The organism is Salegentibacter holothuriorum, from assembly GCF_900168045.1.
Lineage (GTDB): Bacteria > Bacteroidota > Bacteroidia > Flavobacteriales > Flavobacteriaceae > Salegentibacter > Salegentibacter holothuriorum.
This window is the reverse complement of record NZ_FUYY01000013.1, coordinates 1-17,530: the sequence shown is the minus strand read 5'-3', so window position 1 is coordinate 17,530 and position 17,530 is coordinate 1. Positions and strand designations below refer to the sequence as shown.

The following is a 17,530-nucleotide window of genomic DNA, read 5'->3' as shown; positions in this document are numbered from 1 at the left end:
CTATTGGAAATGCAAAAAAAGACTTGCAGAAATTCCATAAAATAAAGAGAAAATATCTGCAATTATATCTCAATGAGTTCATTTACAAACTCAACAGAAGGTATTTTGGAGACAAAATATTCAACAGGTTAATAATAGCAGGCATTACAGCTACTGGACGTTAAACGGATATGCAACTAATTAATTTAAAATTACTAAAATGAAAAATTATCTTTTTTGTTTAAAATGTTTACAAGCTAAAATTGGACTACTCTTATTTATCCTGTTTATTTTTTCTTCCTGTCTTTCCGATAAAAAAGATAAAACCAACACCAGCGCTTCAGCGGAAGAAGTTTCAAGTACTGAAATAAAATCAGAATCCAACCAAAAAGTTACGATTATCACTAATGCGATGGATTTTAATGGCCCTCGTGAGCTAAACTCTGGATGGAACACCTTTGAATATAAGAATAACTCTTCCAATGTTCATTTTTTTGTAGTTGAGAAAATGCCTGATAATAAAACTATAGAAAATAGTATGAAAGAAGTAGTTCCTGTATTCCAGGAAGGAATGGATTTCTTTAACGATGGTAAGGTACAAGAAGGGGTAGAAGTTTTTGGAAAACTACCGGAATGGTTTAGCGAAGTAGTTTTTATGGGAGGACCCGGCCTAACTTCCCCCGGAACAACTTCAAATAATACGGTGTTTTTAGAGCCCGGTTATTATGTTTATGAATGTTATGTAAAAATGCCCAACGGCCAGTTCCACTCTACCGCCGGAATGATTGATTTTTTTGAAGTAAAAAATAACAAAACCAATATTGAGGAACCTAAAAACACCATTGATCTGGTAATTTCTTCAGAAAATGGGTTTATTCTTAAAGATTCTCTTTCCCCGGGAATACAAAATTTTAAAGTGATATTCAAGGAACAGCAAACCTATGAAAACTTTTTGGGACACGATGTTCACCTTGTGCGGTTGGATGAAAACGCCAACCTGGAAAAATTAGAAGAATGGATGAACTGGACAAATCCAGAAGGATTTATCACTCCTTCTCCAAAAGGTGTAACATTTTTAGGAGGAACTCAGGAGTTGCCCGCCGGTGAAACTTCATACTTTAGTGCTGAACTAAAACCCGGAAACTATGCTTTTATTGCCGAAATACCCAATTCTTCAGAAAAAGGTATGCTTCACAAATTTCGCATAGAATAGTATTTTTAAAGCCGATAAAATTAAGAAAATTGTTTTCTGGCTTTTTCCAGGTCTTCGGGTGTGTCTATGCCAATAGTTTGTACCTGGGTCTCTACCATCTTAATATTTTTACCATATTCAAGAAAACGAATCGCTTCAATCTTTTCAGCAGATTCTAAAGAAAGCATCGGTAAATTATAGAAATCTATTAGAGCTTGTTTTCTAAATGCGTATATGCCAATATGCTTAAAATAGGTTACCTGTGCATCTGTATTTCTTGGATAAGGAATGGGAAATCTTGAAAAATACATCGCAAAGTTATTTTTATTGGTAATAACCTTTACATTGTTTGCATTGGTAATCTCATCGCTATTAGATAGCGCGGTTTTTAAAGAGGCAAGATCTATTGCTGAAGCATCATCTTCCTTAAAAACGACTAATAATTTTGCCAAACTGTCTTTATCTATAAATGGCTCATCTCCCTGCACATTTACCACGATATCCACATCCATATCCTGTACAGCTTCCGCAATTCTATCACTTCCGCATTCATGCTCTTTCTTACTTTTTATTGCGAGACCGCCATTTTTGTTTATTTCGGCAAAAATTTCATCACTATCAGTAACCACATAAACTTCATCAAACAAACCGGTGTTTTTGGCAGCTTCGTAGGTTCTGGTAATTACTGTTTTTCCATTTAGGTCTTTTAAAAGTTTCCCGGGAAATCGAGACGCCTCATAACGAGCGGGAATCATTGCGATTATTTTAAGCGGATTATTCATCAAGAATCGTAGTTTTAGAGGTTAAATTTAAGTTTATATATTGAATTACGCGCTAGTATAAAACTATTTATTGAGAAAGAAATCGTCTTTAAAGCCTATAAGATAAAGTTTGTTGGTTGCCCGTGTTATGGCGGTGTATAACCATCTTAGATATTCTTTACCAACCCCTTCCGGCAAATAAGGCTGTTCAATAAAAACCGTATTCCATTGCCCACCCTGGGATTTATGACAGGTCATCGCGTAAGAAAATTTGATCTGTAGGGCGTTAAAGAACTTATTGTTCTTAACCTTCATAAACTTCTTGTATTTAGAGGTTTCGTCTTCATAATCTTTCATTACTTCCTGGTAAAGTTGGTTAGATTCTTCATAAGAAAGTGAAGGCGTATTACTGGTTAGGGTGTCTAACATCACTACGGTTTCAAAAGGGCGCATTTTAGGATAATCTACCATTTGCACCTGTACTTCGGCAAACCTAAAACCATAAAGCTCTTTTATACCGAAAATTTCCAGAACTTTTACAATATCTCCATTTGCAATAAAACCTGCTTCAGAAGTAGGTTTTATCCAGAAATAATTATTCTTTACCACCATAAGATAATCTCCGGCTGAAATTTCTTCTTCCTGGAATAAAATACGAGAGCGTATTTGTTGATTGTATAAATTTGCTCTTTTATTAGATCTTACAATAAAACTGGTTTCTTCATTCCCTAACTCATTATAGCATTCCTCAATGGCATTCATAATTTCATAACCATCCTGCAATCTTATTACATCTGCCTTTGGCGTAAGCTCAAACTGAAAACTTTCATAAAATCCGTCTTGTAAGCTTTGTCTAATTTTTGTAGCATTTAGTAAAATATCACTTTCCTCGGCCTGGCGTACTACTTCATCCAGTTCTATATGTTTTACGTCTTTATTATAGGAAAATTGCAACTTTTCTGCTTCTAAAGCCGGACTTATTTCCATTTTTACCGGTGGTAGCTGCGCGGTATCACCAATTAAAATAAGCTGGCAATTATGCCCTGAATAAACATATTGAATAAGATCGTCTAACAAGCTTCCATTTTCCATTAATTTGGAATTTGAGGGCGTATCGGAGATCATTGAAGCTTCATCTACAATAAAAATACTATTTTTATGCTTGTTTGGCTGGAGTACAAATTGCACTCCGCTTCCACCACTTTTTTTAGGAAAATAGATCTTTTTATGTATGGTAAAAGCTTCTTTTTTAGCATAATTGGAAATAACTTTTGCAGCTCTACCTGTAGGTGCCAACAAAACCCCAGATTTCTTTATTTTCCAAAGGTTTTTCACCAATGTGCTGATTATCGTGGTCTTACCGGTCCCGGCGTAACCTTTTAAAACAAAAATTTCATCTTTATTGTTGTTTAGAACAAACTGGGAAAGTTGCTGTAAGGCAAGATCCTGTCCTGCTTTAGCCGTAAAACCAAGATCGCTTAATAGAAGTTTATAAAATTTAGAAGCATCAAGATTTTCCATAGAAAAATTATCAAAAATCAAAGATAGGAATGGATTTTTACGGAAGAAACTTTTACGAATAAAAAAAAATTGTAGATTTGTCGTGAACACTAGTAATTTTTAAAACAAAATTTAGAACGCATGAGACTTGCAATTCAATTACTTCTTTGGGTAGTTATTATAGGATTAGCCTACCTTACATTTAATGCTGTTTACGAACCAATCCAGTTTAATAAAATTAAAGAGAAGCGTTATGCCAAAGTAGTTGAGAACTTAAAGGATATTCGTGATGCCGAACTAGCCCATAAAGAAGTTGTTGGGTCTTTTGAGGAAGATTTTGACAAACTTGTAAAGTTCTTAGATACCGCTGAATTTGCAGTTACTCAACGTCGTGACACTACGGTTTTAGACGAGGAATATAAAAAGCAATATGGCGTAGATGAATATATTGAAAAAGTAATTATTGATACTCTTAATTTTGTATCGGTAAAAGATTCTTTATTCAAAGGAGATAGAGATCGTTATACTAATATGATTAACGTACCAGTTGAAGATGTGGATGCAAAATTTGAACTTGATGCTGGAAGTATCAAAAAAGGACAAACAGAAATCCCCGTATTTAGAGCCAGAGTTGCTAAAAGCGTTGTGCTGCAAGGATTAGATAAAGAGTTGATTCTGCAACAAAACCAAGTGCAATCTGTAGACGATATTAACGGACGTTATATTAATGTTGGTTCTATGGAAGAAGTAAATACAAAAGGAAACTGGCCAACCCAATATGGCGACGAGTAACAGTACCAAACAAATAAACTTAGAACTGTCCATTCAGGTTAGCCTGGATGGACTTTCTTTTTGTACACTAAATAGTGTTGAAAATGAAGTGCTTCATTTCAACAAAATACGATTTCCGCAACAGCTGGATCCTATAAAGGTTTTAGCCGAAATTGAAAAGGTCTTTGAAACCAACAAAACTTTAGTTGAAGCTAGCCAGGTAAAACTTATTTTTGACAATGCACTATATAGTTTTGTTCCTGCTAGTTTATTTAAAGAAGAAAATGCTTCAGACTACCTAAAATTCAATACTAAAATTCTTAAAACAGATTTTATTTCCCACGAAGAAATTGGCAACACCGGAATTATAAACGTTTATATTCCTTATACTAATATTATTAATTTCTTCTTTGAAAAATTTGGCGAGTTTGAATATCAGCATCTCAACACTATTTTAGTTAAAAATTTATTGGATTTACCAAAAGTAGATAGACCGCAAATGTTTGCGCATGTTAAACACAAGCAATTTGATCTCGTGGTAATAGAAAATGGTGAACTACTACTTTGTAATTCTTTCAATTTTACCGAAAAAGAAGATTTTTTATATTATATTCTCTTTACGGCTGAACAACTTAATCTAAAGCCAGAAAATTTCAGATTATTTTTACTGGGTGCTATTAGTAAAGCTTCCCCTTTATTTAAAATCGCTTTTGAATATATTAAGCATATAGAACTTTTAGAAATCAACTTCAGCTTTAACAAAAAAGAAGAACATACCGCTTTGCATGTACTGGAAGAGTATGTTTTATTAAATTCATTTATATGAGAATAATTTCAGGAACACATAAAGGAAAAAGATTAATTGCTCCTAAAAAGCTACCGGTGCGCCCTACTACCGATATGGCTAAGGAGGCCCTTTTTAACATCCTGAATAATAATTTTCAGTTTTCTCAACTAAGCGTTTTAGATTTATTTTCTGGAAGTGGCAATATTGCCTATGAATTCGCTTCGCGTGGAAGTAAAGAAATTACCGCAGTAGATGTGAATTACGACTGTGTAAAATTTACAAAAAAAACAGCACAGGAATTAGATTTTAATATTAACACCATTAAAAGTGACGTCTTTAAATTCCTTGAAAAAGCTTATGTAAAGGCCGATATTATCTTTGCCGATCCTCCTTATGATTTTGATGAGGATAAATTCTTGAAAATCCCCCAAATCGTCTTCGAAAAAAACCTACTTAATCAAAATGGACAATTGATAATTGAACATTCTAAACACACCAGCCTTTCAGATTTCCCTAATTTTATTGAAGCCAGGCGGTATGGAGGTTCGGTATTTAGTTTTTTTGAAAATGTAGAGTAAACTACCTCGGGCAAGCCCACGAGGCATTCGTTGGAAACAAATTTTTAATTTCGAAGCAAGCGTCGGGGTATTACACCCTTTGGCGGTGCCAATAAATTCTTCTTATAAAGAAGAAAAAAGCCACACCTAAGACCTATAAATAATATGTTATGGCAGAGCTAATTAAGACGATTAAACTTATTGATATTGACCTGAAATTTTATGAAGGAATGGTTATTTCTGAAGTAAAAGAAGATGTATTGTTTGAGCTAAACCATGTAGAACAAATTCTAAGAATATGCAACGAGGTATTTGAAGGGAAAGACTACGTATATATATCTAACAGAAAGAATAATTATAATGTGAATCCCACCATTTACTTTGAATTAAAAGATGTAAAATCTCTATTGGGAATAGGCATTGTAAGTGAACGCTATGAAGCTTTAAAGGTGGCAAATTTTGAAAAACAATTTTCCCCGGTTCCTTTTGATATTTTCTCTACTATGGAAGAAGCCCATGCCTGGGCGAAGACTTTATTAAAAAAAGCAGGCCTGTAATCCGGATTCTGTTCCTCCCGGCATAACCGGGATTCCCCTTATCATTTATCTCAGGTTTTTGTTGCCAAAAACTTTTAGCTGCCTACCCTCCGATAGCAAGCGAGCAGCTTGCAAACACCGGTTTACATGGCATTGCACCGCATAGAGTTTACCTGATTTCACTACAGCATTACCTGTACATCCTTTCTGTTGCACTAGTCCTTATTCTATCTAGATTGCTCAAAATAAAATAGGTGGGCGTTACCCACTATGCCGCCCTTTGGTGTCCGGAATTTCCTCCCCGAAGCAAGTCCGGGGCGATAAGGCGGCCTGCTTGGTGCAAATGTAGCTTTTTAGAAAATAATCCAATTAAAAAAATGTTGATTTCTTCCTGCTAATTGTTCAAAATTAAAAGCGTTTGCCATAGAACTTATGGTGGCTATTTTTATATTTGTAGCTCAATAAATTTCAATGGAACATTTTATAGTATCTGCTCGTAAGTACCGTCCGCAAACTTTTAAAGATGTGGTTGGGCAACAAGCCATTACCAATACCTTAAAAAATGCTATTGAACATGACCACCTGGCGCAGGCACTGCTTTTCACAGGGCCCCGTGGCGTGGGAAAAACTACTTGTGCACGTATCCTGGCCAAGATGATTAACCACGACGGAACGCAAAGCCCCGAGGAGGATTTTGCATTTAATATTTTTGAACTCGATGCCGCATCTAACAACTCGGTAGACGATATTAGAAATTTAATAGACCAGGTTAGAATTCCTCCGCAAGTTGGAAAATACAAAGTGTATATAATTGATGAGGTGCATATGCTCTCTCAATCGGCATTTAATGCCTTTTTAAAAACTTTAGAAGAGCCACCACAACATGCCATATTTATTTTAGCCACCACAGAAAAGCATAAAATAATACCCACTATACTTTCGCGCTGCCAGATCTTCGACTTTAAAAGAATTACGGTAGGCGATGCTAAAAACTATCTTGGATATATAGCGCAGCAAGAAGGCGTAAATGCTGAGGAAGACGCTTTAAACATCATTGCCCAAAAAGCCGATGGTGCAATGCGGGACGCCCTTTCCATTTATGACAGGGTTGTGAGCTTTAGCGGGAAAGAACTTACAAGACAGGCTGTAACCGAAAATCTTAATGTACTGGATTATGATACCTACATTGAGGTAACCGATCTTATTTTAACAAATAATATCCCACAACTATTATTGAGTTACAATGATATTCTTTCCAGCGGATTTGACGGCCATCATTTTATAAGCGGCCTGGCTTCACATTTTAGAGACCTTTTGGTTTGTAAAGACCAAAAAACAATTCAGCTTTTAGAAGTGGGGGAACAAACCAAGGCTCGTTATTTTGATCAGGCTTCTAAAACCAACCACCAGTTTTTAATTAAAGCTATAGAGTTGGCAAATGAATGTGACCTAAAATATAAAACAAGTCAAAATCAGCGTTTACTGGTTGAACTTACTTTAATGCAGTTAGCCTCCATCACCTTTGATGGAGAAAAAAAAAAGTTTGAACAGTCAATAATTCCAGCTTCGGTATTTGAAAAACAACCCGCACCACTTTCTTCGGAAGAAAAAAGCTTAGTGCGAGATAATGAACACGCAGAAACTTCAGCTGAAGCTCCAAAGGAGAGTCAGTTGCCTTCAGCAGAACACAAAACGCCTAACAGCCACTGTGCCGACGAAAAGGAGGATAATTACCATTCAGAGGAAACGATGCTTCCTGAACCCCCTGAAGCAAAAGCGCAACCGGTTTCACAGCCAATTCCCACACCAAAACCGGTAACCGATTCTGAAGTTAAAAAAGAGAAAGTTTCAGGACTTTCGTTAAAAAGCATACAGAAGAAACGGGAAATAGAAGCCCGCCAGCAAGAAGCTGCTCCTACAAAAGATGTGGTTCTTAATGGAGAATTTACTGAAACTCAACTGCAGGCAACTTGGGATGATTATGTAAAACGTATAAAAAAGCAAGGTTCAAAAATCTTAGCTTCTATCCTTGAAACCGATCTACCTAAACTTCAGGAAAAGAATCACATTGTGATAGAATTGCCTAATGAAACGATGAAAATCAACCTGGAGCGCGAACAAAATAAATTAATGTCCTATCTGAAGCAGAAACTTCAGAATACAGAAATCAGGTTGGTTATTAATGTAAATGAGCAGTCGGCAAAGAAATATGCCTTCACTCCTATTGAAAAATATAACAAATTAAAGGAAAAGAATCCTTTGATAGAAAAATTACGAAGTACATTCGATTTAGACGTATAAATATGCTAGGATTAAAACTTCCCACAGACCCACGTTGGGCAAATATAGCCGAAAAGAATATTGAAGAAATTCTTATAGATCACGCCTATTGTGAGCAAAAAGCGGCTTCAACAGCAATTTCACTTATTGTTTCCTTCCCTGAATATCCAGAATTAATAGATGAAATGATCGCTTTATCCAGAGAGGAGATGGGACATTTTAAAATGGTACATGAACAATTATTGAAACGTGGTTATGTTTTAGGAAGAGATAGAAAAGATGAATATGTTATTCAACTATTAAGTTTCTTCCCAAAAGGAGGAAGTAGAACCACGCAATTAGTTCATAGACTTCTAATTGCTGGATTAATTGAAGCCCGAAGCTGTGAACGCTTTAGGCTACTTTCAGAAGAATTAAAAGACAAAGAACTCGCCGATTTTTACCATAAGCTAATGGTAAGTGAAGCGAATCATTATACCATGTTCTTAAAATTTGCCAGAAAATATGGTGAAAGAGAGGAAGTAGATAAAAAATGGAATGATTTACTTGAATTTGAGGCGAACATTATGAAAGATCTTGGTAAAGACAAAACAATTCATGGTTAATTGAAAAATAAAAAGAAGCTGTCTGAAAAGGTTTTAAAACCGTCATCTTGAATTTATTTCAAGATCTAACGTGTTGGTAATTAAAAACATGTTAGAAGCTGAAACAAGTTCAGCTTGACGAGAGTAGACTTTTGAGACAGCCTCTTAACTTTAAACTATCTAATTATTTTTCCCGTTATAAAGGGATTTAATAATCCCATCTGCCAGTCCTATCTTTGGTACAAAGATATTATCGGCCCTGGCCCATTTCATAGAATTTAAATAAATCTTAGAGGCCGGGATAATTACATCTGCACGGTCACTTTTTAGATTCAACTCCATAACTCGCTCTTCGTAGCTTAAGGAATTCAGTAAATCATTATATTTCTTTATGTAGGCTAAGCTTAATGGCTTTCCTTCTTTTTTACCGCTGGTTTTAAAGATATTATTGATGTTCCCACCCGAACCAATTAGATCTATATCTTTATATGGCTTTGTAGTTTCTCTTACCCATTTTTCCATTTCCTCCCAGGCACCATTATCTACCAGGTTATTCAGCAAACGTACTGTTCCAACCTTGAAAGATTTAGATGCTACTGTTTTTCCACTACTGTAAAGCGTATATTCGGTACTACCACCACCCACATCCACATAAAGGTAATTACAATCGTTTTTAATAAGTTCGTGCAAATCTGTAGCTGCTATGATAGCGGCTTCATGATTACCGTCTATAATTTCAATTTCTACTCCGGTTTTTTCCTTAATTTTTTTAACCACTTCCGCCCCATTTCTAGCTTCCCGCATGGCAGAAGTAGCGCAGGCTTTGTATTTTTCAATTCCGTGGGTTTTCATTAAAAGGTTAAAAGCCTGCATAGTATCTACCATGCGCTCCATATTTTTATCTGAAATCACGCTTTTTTCAAAGACATCTTCTCCTAACCTAATTGGAACCCTTACCAGGGATGTTTTTCTAAAATCGGTTTCTTCTCTGCCCTTTTGTTCTGTAATTGTTGAAATTAAAAGTCTAATGGCATTGGAACCTATATCTATTGCTGCGTAGTTTTTTTGTGTAATCACGAGTTTTAATTTTCTATTTTAATCATCAGGTAAGATGCTAAAATTCAAGCACCTTTACCTAAATTAATATCCCTTATTTATTGTTTTACGAATTCATTTTTAGGAAGTTTCTTAAAATAATAGTCGTATAATTCAAATTGAGAACGGTGCTTATTATCACTATCATTTCTGTAGGCATTATCCTGTTTTGAAGTGATCATTCTTGCTTTTACGTTATCGTGCCAACTAATATCAAAAGTTTCTATAATTTCCTGTTTAATATCTTCATCATAAATTGGGCAGGAAATTTCAACCCTAAGGTCAAGATTTCTTCTCATCCAATCAGCCGAAGAGATATACACCTTAGAGTTTCCAGCGTTTTTAAAGATAAAAACCCGTGGATGTTCCAAAAACTTATCTACAATACTAATTACTTCAATATTCTCACTTAATTTTTCTACTCCGGGAATCAAACAACAAACTCCACGAACAATAAGTTTAATTTTTACTCCAGCCTGACTCGCCTGGTAGAGCTTATCTATCATTGGATAATCTGAAAGGCTATTCAATTTTAAAGCGATACCTGATGGCTTACCTTCCCTGGCATTTTCAATCTCTTTTTGAATTAAACCTACAAAGGTATTTCTGCTGTAGTGCGGAGAAACTATTAAATGTTTGTATTTGTTTACTTTATAATTTATTTCGAAGAAGTCGAAAACTTTATTTACTTCTTTCAAAATTTCAGAATGAGCGGTAAACAAGGTGTAATCGGTATAAATACGCGAAGTAGATTCGTTAAAATTACCGGTACTAATAAAGCCATAGCGCTTTGTTTTACCTTCCTCTTCCCGCTCTATAACACAAGCCTTACAATGAACTTTCAAACCTGGCACACCAAAGATTAATTGTACACCTTCAGCTTGCATTTGTTCCGCGTAGCGAATATTGGCAACTTCATCAAAGCGTGCCCGAAGCTCTATTTGAACAATTACTTTTTTGCCATTTTTCACCGCATTAATCAAAGAGCTGGCAATGTGAGATATTTTTGCCAGTCTATAAATTGTGATTTTTATAGTTTTTACTTTGGGATCTAATGCAGCTTCCCTTAAAAACTTAACCGTATAGGCGAAGCTTTGATAAGGTGCGTATAAAAGAAAATCTTTTTTAGCAATACTCCCAAATAAACTGGTTTGTAATATAAGTCCGGGAATAGGTAAAGGCTCTATAGCTTTATAGAGTAAATCTTCGCGACCCAGGCTGGGGAAATTCATATAATCCCGCCGGTTATGATAACGCCCACCGGGAATAATACTATCGGTAGATTCTATTCCCATCTTATTCATTAGATAAGATAAAGTATCATCGGCAATATTCATATCGTAGACAAACCTTACAGGTTCCCCTTTGATACGATCCTTAACACTGCTGGAAATCTTTTCTATAAAGCTTTTACTTAAATCACTATCTATATCCAGCTCGGCATCCCTGGTAATTTTTATCATATGTGCCGAAATACTTTCGTATTCGAAAATATTAAAAATAGTTCCCAGATTATACCTAATTAAATCATCAAGCAAAATTATATATTGATTTCCATTCTCTTCAGGTAATACTACAAAGCGTTCAATACTTCGCGGAATCTCTATCAATACATATTTTTGTTCTTTTTCGGTCTTATCCAGCACCTTAGAAATAGCATTCTGAGGTTTTTCTTCCTTCATCACCATTTTAACAGCTAGGTAAGCAGCACTATCTTTCAAACTTGGAAGCTCGTGTAAATCATTAAGAATAATAGTTACTAAAGCAGGGCTTACTTTTGAAAGGAAGAAGTTCTTAATGAATTTTTTCTGAGAAGCAGATACCTGTTTCTCATTAATAATATGAATATTGTAATCTTTTAATTGATGTTGAATATCATGTAATACCTGTAAACTTTTTGACTGGTGCTCTATAACAATCTGAGTGATTTCCTCCAGGAGTTTACTGGCTTTAATACCGCCCAGAACACTTTTCCCAGCCTTACCGGCCAGGTCAATTCTCTTTACCGTTGCATACCTAACCTTAAAAAATTCATCTAAATTATTTGAAAATATCCCTAAAAACCTAAGGCGTTCAATAAGTGGAACAGTCTCATCTTCGGCTTCCTGCAACACACGGGCATTAAATTGTAACCAACTGAGTTCTCTGTTTAAGTATTTTTTTTGCTGCATAAATTAGCGTAGATTTTTTGGGAATAATTGAAGTAAAGTTTTACCGTTTTTAAGATCATTCCAGTTATCGATATCAAAATCTATTACACAAAGTCCGGTGGTAGGTAAATTATCAAGTGTTTTGTCTCCCAACTTATTCACTAAACTCGTCAATGCGGGATTATGGGCAAAAACCATTAACTTTTCTACCTCCCTGGAACAGGATTTTATAACAGATAATAATTGAACTTCATCAAAAGTATATAGCTCTTTCTTTACTTTAAAGCTAGTGTCGGGTATTTGCAACTCCTCCTTAAATATTTTTGCGGTAGTATATGCTCTAACTGCAGGGCTACTCCATAATACCAAATCTCCGCTTTTAAATTCTTTAAAAGTTTTTAATACTAAAGCTGCATCGCTATAAGCGCGCTTTTTAAGAGGTCTCTTTTCATCTGGCAAATTATTTTCCCAGGAAGACTTACCATGTCTTACAAGAATTAGTTGCTTCATAACATAAATTTAAGGCGACAATCGGTTTCTTTCCCAGGTATTTTCTTCTATAAATTCGTATTTTATCCTATCGTGCAAGCGATCATTTCTGCCCTGCCAAAACTCAAAACTTCGCGGACTTACAATATAACCACCCCAATGTTGTGGCCTTTCTACATCTTTATCTTTATACCTTTCCTCAACCTCCTTTAATTGCAACTCAAGTTCTTCTCTAGATCCTAATACATCACTTTGCCTAGATGCCCAGGCTCCTAATTGGCTGCCACGAGGTCTTGATGCAAAATAAGACGATGATTCTTCTTCTGAAGTTTTCATTGCAATACCTTTTATAATTACCTGGCGTTCTAATGCCGGCCAAAAGAACGAAAGACAAACTCTTGGGTTCTCTTCAATATCGCGCCCTTTCTCTGAATTATAATTAGTGTAAAAACTGAAGCCATCAACTCCAAAAGATTTTAATAATACAATTCTACTTGTGGGGAATCCTTCAATTCCACAAGTTGCGAGACTCATGGCATTTACTTCTGCTATTTCTGGATGGGCCTCAGCTTCCTCAAACCAGGCAGTAAATAAAGGTAAAGGAAAAGAAGGAATTTTTTCTTCTAAAAGTTCGCCTTTTCCGTAACTCTGTCTGTAATCTTCAAGACTTTTCTGCATTGTATTTTGCTTTGCTGCAATTTACGAGATTTAGGCTGAAGCCGGAAAATTTTTGAGCTAAGATTACAATCTATACCTATTAAAAAATTCAGCTATTAAGAAATTTTCAAGCTACATATAAATTGATTCCGTTATTTACCCAAAAAATCGCCAAAATACATTAACAAAAAATAATCTGCGTTTCACCTAATTATGAAGCATTACAGCTAAAAAATTTAAGAATAATATAATAAAAAGGTTCCATATGTTAGATTTGCCTAAAACAAATGGATAATAATAGTATATAATTTTAGATTTTTTAAAACAAAATTCTAATAACTCCTATAATCTTTTTTAAGTTCTGGAAATTGTTTGATAAAAGTCATTATCCCTAATACCTGCTTAGACTACCTCAATACTGATGGTGTAGTATTGCATAAATGATATTATTTCTATTATAGAGAAACATTATATTAGATAGATAAGGTTAAAAATACTTTGATGAATAAGAATATATACTAATTTTTAGTACACAAACAACTATAATTACCCCAACTTTCTTGTTAAAGACCATCCTAAATTGGATGGTCTTTTCATCTAAAAATTACCGTGTAGTTATAATTTACTCTTCAAAATCTTAATAGTAATAAACTGAAAATCATCTTTTCAAACACCTGATATCCCCTAATTTTTGTATAAAATTTACCTTTTAACGAAAATATATAAGCTTATATCTAAAAAAACTGTGAAAACTTTCAATTGGGCTTTTTTAGTATAATTTTACAACAAGATTTAATATTCAATCATAGGTCACCCCCAACTTTCCTATAAGGTAATACCCCTAATTTTACCTAAATATTAATCGATTTTTCATCAATATTTATCTGTTTTTCCCCCCAAGAAAACAAATCACATTGGTCTAACCACCAGATGATTTAAACCATTTTATGCGATGAGTTTTTTAACAAGGAACTCTACAAAGAATTATAACAATTAATTCTAAACATTATTAATATGATTTGGAAAAATACTTTTAAAATGAACATTAGCATTAATTTAAAAAGCATCTTCTTACTAGGATCTTTGATTCTTTTCCTGGGTTGGGGCTCAGAAGTTAGTGCACAATGTAACAGTAACAATGTAACTGTTACCAATTTTTATTTTGGAGATGCTAATGGAGACCCAATAGCATCAAATGACAATAACGAAATTGGTGATCCAGTAAATGGATTTATTTATGCAGATTTTGGAGGATCTTCAGGTAATGGATATTCACTTTACGTAGAATATGATGTATTTATCAATGATGTTTTTAAAGAGACAATAATTTTATGCCTTTTTGATGGTCAAAGTATACCTAGCGGAACAACCTCAGTTATTGATGAATATCAATGGAATTGGGGCGATAAATTTGAATTAAGAAATTTTTACATGAATTGGAATACTACTTCCAATGGAGCTTGTGAGAAAAAAGATAGGAACTCTCAATGTTATGGTAATACAGATGGATTTATAGTTAGAACTCCTCTTATTGCAAATTTTGACTATACTACAAATTGTGAAGATTTTATTGTTGATTTCGAAAATCTATCAACTGGTGGGGACAATACAGCCTACACATACTCCTGGAGTTTTGACCAGGTAGGATCAAGCAATGCGAGCGACCCTAGTTTTAATTTTAATCAGGGTGGGCAATTTCAAGTAAGCCTGCAGGTTAATGACGGAACTTCAAGTAGTTCAATTACCAAATCAGTACTTATTAATGATCCAATTCAAGTTTCTGTTTCAAAACAAAATTTGGCTTGTAATGAGGAAAACACCGGGTCTATTAATATTACGCCTAGTGGAGGATCTGGAAATTATACCTATTCCTGGACAGGACCAAATTTTAGTTCAACCAGTCAAAATATTTCTGGATTAAACGAAGGTAGCTACGAAGTAACTATTACTGATAATAGTAATAACTCCTGTTCCATAACTGAGGTAATAATTTTAACAAAACTAGAGACTCCTGAGACTCCAGTTACCAGCGTTTCTCAACAACCAACTTGTGAAGATACTACCGGAACGATTTCCGTAACTACCGATCCGGATATCACCTATACCCTTTTAGATGAAAATCAAAACCCATTAACTAATAGTATTGCTAATGGAACTTTCACAGGACTATCTGACGGAACTTATTTCGTACAAGCCAGCAACGGAGATTGTGAAGCATCTTCTGAAGCACTTGTGATCATAGAAAACCTGGGAACTCCTGGTCAGCCACAAGCAAGTATTTCACAACAACCGACTTGTGAAAATACTACCGGAACTATTTCCGTAACTACCGATCCGGATATCACCTATACGCTTTTAGATGAAAATCAAAATCCATTAAGTAATAGTATTGCTAATGGAGCTTTCAGCGGACTATCTGCCGGAAAGTATTTTGTACAGGCTAGCAATGGAGACTGTCAAACTAGTTCTGGAGTATTAGAGATCATTGAAAACTTAGGAACTCCTGGTCAGCCACAAGCAAGTATTTCTCAACAACCTTCTTGTGATGATACTACAGGAACTATTTCAGTAACTACTGAAACAGGAATTTCCTATACCCTTTTAGATGAAAATCAAGATCCATTAAATAATAGTATTGCTAATGGAGAATTTAGCGGACTGGATGCCGGAACTTATTTCGTACAAGCCAGTAACGGGGATTGTGAAGCATCTTCTGAAGCATTAGTAATCATAAAAAACTTAGGAACTCCTGATCAGCCACAAGCAAGCGTTTCACAACAACCAACTTGTGAAGATACCACCGGAACTATTTCGGTAACTACCGAAGCCGGAATTTCCTATACCCTTTTAGATGAAAATCAAAACCCATTAAGTAATAGTATTGCTGACGGAGAGTTTAGCGGACTAAGTGACGGAACTTATTTCGTGGTAGCCAGTAACACAGATTGTGAAGCTGTTTCTGAAGCATTAGTGATCATTGAGAATCTGGGAGGTCCTGGAGCTCCAGTTGTAGAAGTTTCTCAGCAACCAACTTGTGAAGATACCACCGGAACTATTTCGGTAACTACTGAAGCCGGAATTTCCTACACCCTTTTAGACGAAAATCAAAACCCACTAAGTAATAGTATTGCTAACGGAGAATTTAGCGGATTAACTGAAGGAACTTATTTCGTACAAGCAAGCAACGGAGATTGTGAAGCATCTTCTGAAGCATTAGTAATCATAAAAAACTTAGGAACTCCTGGTCAGCCACAAGCAAGCGTTTCACAACAACCAACTTGTGAAGATACTACCGGAACTATTTCTGTAACTACTGAACAAGGAATTTCTTATACCCTTTTAGATGAAAATAATAACCCATTAACTAATAGTATTGCCAACGGGGAATTCAGCGGACTATCTGCCGGAACTTATTTCGTGGAAGCCAGTAACACAGATTGTGAAACTGTTTCTGAAGCATTAGTGATCATAAAAAACTTAGGAACTCCTGGAGCTCCAGTTGTAGAAGTTTCTCAGCAACCAACTTGTGATGATACCACCGGAACTATTTCTGTAACTACTGAACAAGGAATTTCTTATACCCTTTTAGATGAAAATCAAAATCCACTAAGTAATAGTATTGCTAACGGAGAATTCAGCGGACTATCTGCCGGAACTTATTTCGTGGAAGCCAGTAACACAGATTGTGAAACTGTTTCTGAAGCATTAGTAATCATAGAGAACTTAGGAACTCCTGATCAACCGCAAGCAAGCGTTTCTCAGCAACCAACTTGTGACCATACGACCGGAACTATTTCGGTAACTACTGAAGCCGGAATTTCTTATACCCTTTTAGACGAAAATAATAACCCATTAAACAATAGTATTGCTAACGGGGAATTCAGCGGACTAACTGACGGAACTTATTTCGTGCAAGCTAGTAACACAGATTGTGAAGCATCTTCTGAAGCATTAGTGATCATTGAGAATCTGGGAGGTCCTGGAGGTCCAGTTGTAGAAGTTTCACAACAACCAACTTGTGAAGATACTACCGGAACTATTTCTGTAACTACTGAACAAGGAATTTCTTATACCCTTTTAGATGAAAATCAAAATCCACTAAGTAATAGTATTGCTAACGGGGAATTCAGCGGACTAAGTGCCGGAACTTATTTCGTGGAAGCCAGTAACACAGATTGTGAAACTGTTTCTG

Annotated in this window: 13 protein-coding genes, 1 other RNA gene and 1 pseudogene; 8 read left to right on the top strand and 7 right to left on the bottom strand. The window is 35.3% G+C overall.

Going from position 1 to position 17,530, the window contains the following annotated elements:
* Together B5X51_RS15855 and B5X51_RS15595 are read left to right on the top strand one after the other, a co-directional pair.
* Positions 1-164 (top strand): annotated as a pseudogene (locus B5X51_RS15855) (IS1595 family transposase); the annotation flags it as partial.
* A 35-nt stretch (positions 165-199) separates the two neighbouring features.
* Positions 200-1,192 carry a hypothetical protein gene (locus B5X51_RS15595; RefSeq protein ID WP_079722121.1) on the top strand — a complete coding sequence of 331 codons (993 nt, stop codon included), beginning with the start codon at positions 200-202 and terminating at the stop codon, positions 1,190-1,192.
* Positions 1,193-1,212: 20 nt separating this feature from the next.
* Here the strand turns inward: B5X51_RS15595 and kdsB are convergent, their stop codons facing one another.
* Positions 1,213-1,953, bottom strand: a complete 741-nt coding sequence (gene kdsB, locus B5X51_RS15590) for a 3-deoxy-manno-octulosonate cytidylyltransferase (protein WP_079722120.1) — start codon at positions 1,951-1,953, stop codon at positions 1,213-1,215.
* Between the two features lie 63 nt (positions 1,954-2,016).
* Entirely contained in the window at positions 2,017-3,453 is a 1,437-nt protein-coding gene (locus tag B5X51_RS15585) for an ATP-dependent DNA helicase (RefSeq protein ID WP_079722122.1), read from the bottom strand.
* 120 nt (positions 3,454-3,573) lie between these two features.
* Here B5X51_RS15585 and B5X51_RS15580 point away from each other — a divergent pair, with 120 nt between their 5' ends.
* Genes B5X51_RS15580 through B5X51_RS15570 form a run of 3 tightly spaced genes read left to right on the top strand, consistent with a single transcriptional unit; the run spans position 3,574 to position 5,568 of the window.
* The gene (locus B5X51_RS15580) at positions 3,574-4,224 is read left to right on the top strand and encodes a hypothetical protein (protein ID WP_079722119.1); all 651 of its coding nucleotides are present in this window, start codon (positions 3,574-3,576) and stop codon (positions 4,222-4,224) included.
* Positions 4,211-5,029, top strand: a complete 819-nt coding sequence (locus B5X51_RS15575) for a DUF3822 family protein (RefSeq protein WP_079722118.1) — start codon at positions 4,211-4,213, stop codon at positions 5,027-5,029. The genes B5X51_RS15580 and B5X51_RS15575 overlap by 14 nt, the downstream gene beginning before the upstream one ends.
* Positions 5,026-5,568 carry an RsmD family RNA methyltransferase gene (locus tag B5X51_RS15570; protein ID WP_079722117.1) on the top strand — a complete coding sequence of 181 codons (543 nt, stop codon included), beginning with the start codon at positions 5,026-5,028 and terminating at the stop codon, positions 5,566-5,568. The genes B5X51_RS15575 and B5X51_RS15570 overlap by 4 nt, the downstream gene beginning before the upstream one ends.
* A 517-nt stretch (positions 5,569-6,085) precedes the next feature.
* Here the strand turns inward: B5X51_RS15570 and rnpB are convergent.
* Positions 6,086-6,420, bottom strand: an RNA gene (rnpB, locus tag B5X51_RS15565) — RNase P RNA component class A.
* 134 nt (positions 6,421-6,554) lie between these two features.
* Here rnpB and B5X51_RS15560 point away from each other — a divergent pair.
* The gene (locus B5X51_RS15560) at positions 6,555-8,384 is read left to right on the top strand and encodes a DNA polymerase III subunit gamma/tau (RefSeq protein WP_079722116.1); all 1,830 of its coding nucleotides are present in this window, start codon (positions 6,555-6,557) and stop codon (positions 8,382-8,384) included.
* Positions 8,385-8,386: 2 nt separating this feature from the next.
* Positions 8,387-8,968, top strand: coding sequence for a MiaE family protein (gene miaE / locus B5X51_RS15555; RefSeq protein WP_079722115.1), 582 nt, complete (start codon positions 8,387-8,389; stop codon positions 8,966-8,968).
* Positions 8,969-9,127: 159 nt separating this feature from the next.
* Here miaE and B5X51_RS15550 read toward each other — a convergent pair whose 3' ends face one another.
* The 4 genes from B5X51_RS15550 to pdxH form a co-directional block, all read right to left on the bottom strand.
* Entirely contained in the window at positions 9,128-10,024 is an 897-nt protein-coding gene (locus B5X51_RS15550; protein ID WP_079722114.1) for a Ppx/GppA phosphatase family protein, read from the bottom strand.
* 77 nt (positions 10,025-10,101) lie between these two features.
* The gene (gene ppk1, locus B5X51_RS15545) at positions 10,102-12,213 is read right to left on the bottom strand and encodes a polyphosphate kinase 1 (RefSeq protein ID WP_079722113.1); all 2,112 of its coding nucleotides are present in this window, start codon (positions 12,211-12,213) and stop codon (positions 10,102-10,104) included.
* Between the two features lie 3 nt (positions 12,214-12,216).
* Complete coding sequence (locus B5X51_RS15540; RefSeq protein WP_079722112.1) at positions 12,217-12,702, bottom strand: SixA phosphatase family protein; 486 nt, start codon at positions 12,700-12,702, stop codon at positions 12,217-12,219.
* Between the two features lie 9 nt (positions 12,703-12,711).
* A complete protein-coding gene (gene pdxH / locus B5X51_RS15535; protein WP_079722111.1) occupies positions 12,712-13,359 on the bottom strand; it encodes a pyridoxamine 5'-phosphate oxidase in 648 nt (215 codons plus the stop codon).
* Between the two features lie 993 nt (positions 13,360-14,352).
* Between pdxH and B5X51_RS15530 the strand changes: the two genes are divergently transcribed.
* Positions 14,353-17,530: PKD domain-containing protein (locus tag B5X51_RS15530; RefSeq protein ID WP_139374912.1), on the top strand; the 3,178-nt coding region annotated here is incomplete at its 3' end.

Excerpts from the sequence above, each read along its gene's own strand:
- kdsB (WP_079722120.1), bottom strand. The coding sequence starts at position 1,953 with ATGAATAATCCGCTTAAAATAATCGCAATGATTCCCGCTCGTTATGAG.
- B5X51_RS15540 (WP_079722112.1), bottom strand. The coding sequence starts at position 12,702 with ATGAAGCAACTAATTCTTGTAAGACATGGTAAGTCTTCCTGGGAAAAT.
- B5X51_RS15570 (WP_079722117.1), top strand. The coding sequence starts at position 5,026 with ATGAGAATAATTTCAGGAACACATAAAGGAAAAAGATTAATTGCTCCT.
- B5X51_RS15575 (WP_079722118.1), top strand. The coding sequence starts at position 4,211 with ATGGCGACGAGTAACAGTACCAAACAAATAAACTTAGAACTGTCCATT.
- ppk1 (WP_079722113.1), bottom strand. The coding sequence starts at position 12,213 with ATGCAGCAAAAAAAATACTTAAACAGAGAACTCAGTTGGTTACAATTT.
- B5X51_RS15560 (WP_079722116.1), top strand. The coding sequence starts at position 6,555 with ATGGAACATTTTATAGTATCTGCTCGTAAGTACCGTCCGCAAACTTTT.
- pdxH (WP_079722111.1), bottom strand. The coding sequence starts at position 13,359 with ATGCAGAAAAGTCTTGAAGATTACAGACAGAGTTACGGAAAAGGCGAA.
- B5X51_RS15580 (WP_079722119.1), top strand. The coding sequence starts at position 3,574 with ATGAGACTTGCAATTCAATTACTTCTTTGGGTAGTTATTATAGGATTA.
- miaE (WP_079722115.1), top strand. The coding sequence starts at position 8,387 with ATGCTAGGATTAAAACTTCCCACAGACCCACGTTGGGCAAATATAGCC.
- B5X51_RS15585 (WP_079722122.1), bottom strand. The coding sequence starts at position 3,453 with ATGGAAAATCTTGATGCTTCTAAATTTTATAAACTTCTATTAAGCGAT.
- B5X51_RS15595 (WP_079722121.1), top strand. The coding sequence starts at position 200 with ATGAAAAATTATCTTTTTTGTTTAAAATGTTTACAAGCTAAAATTGGA.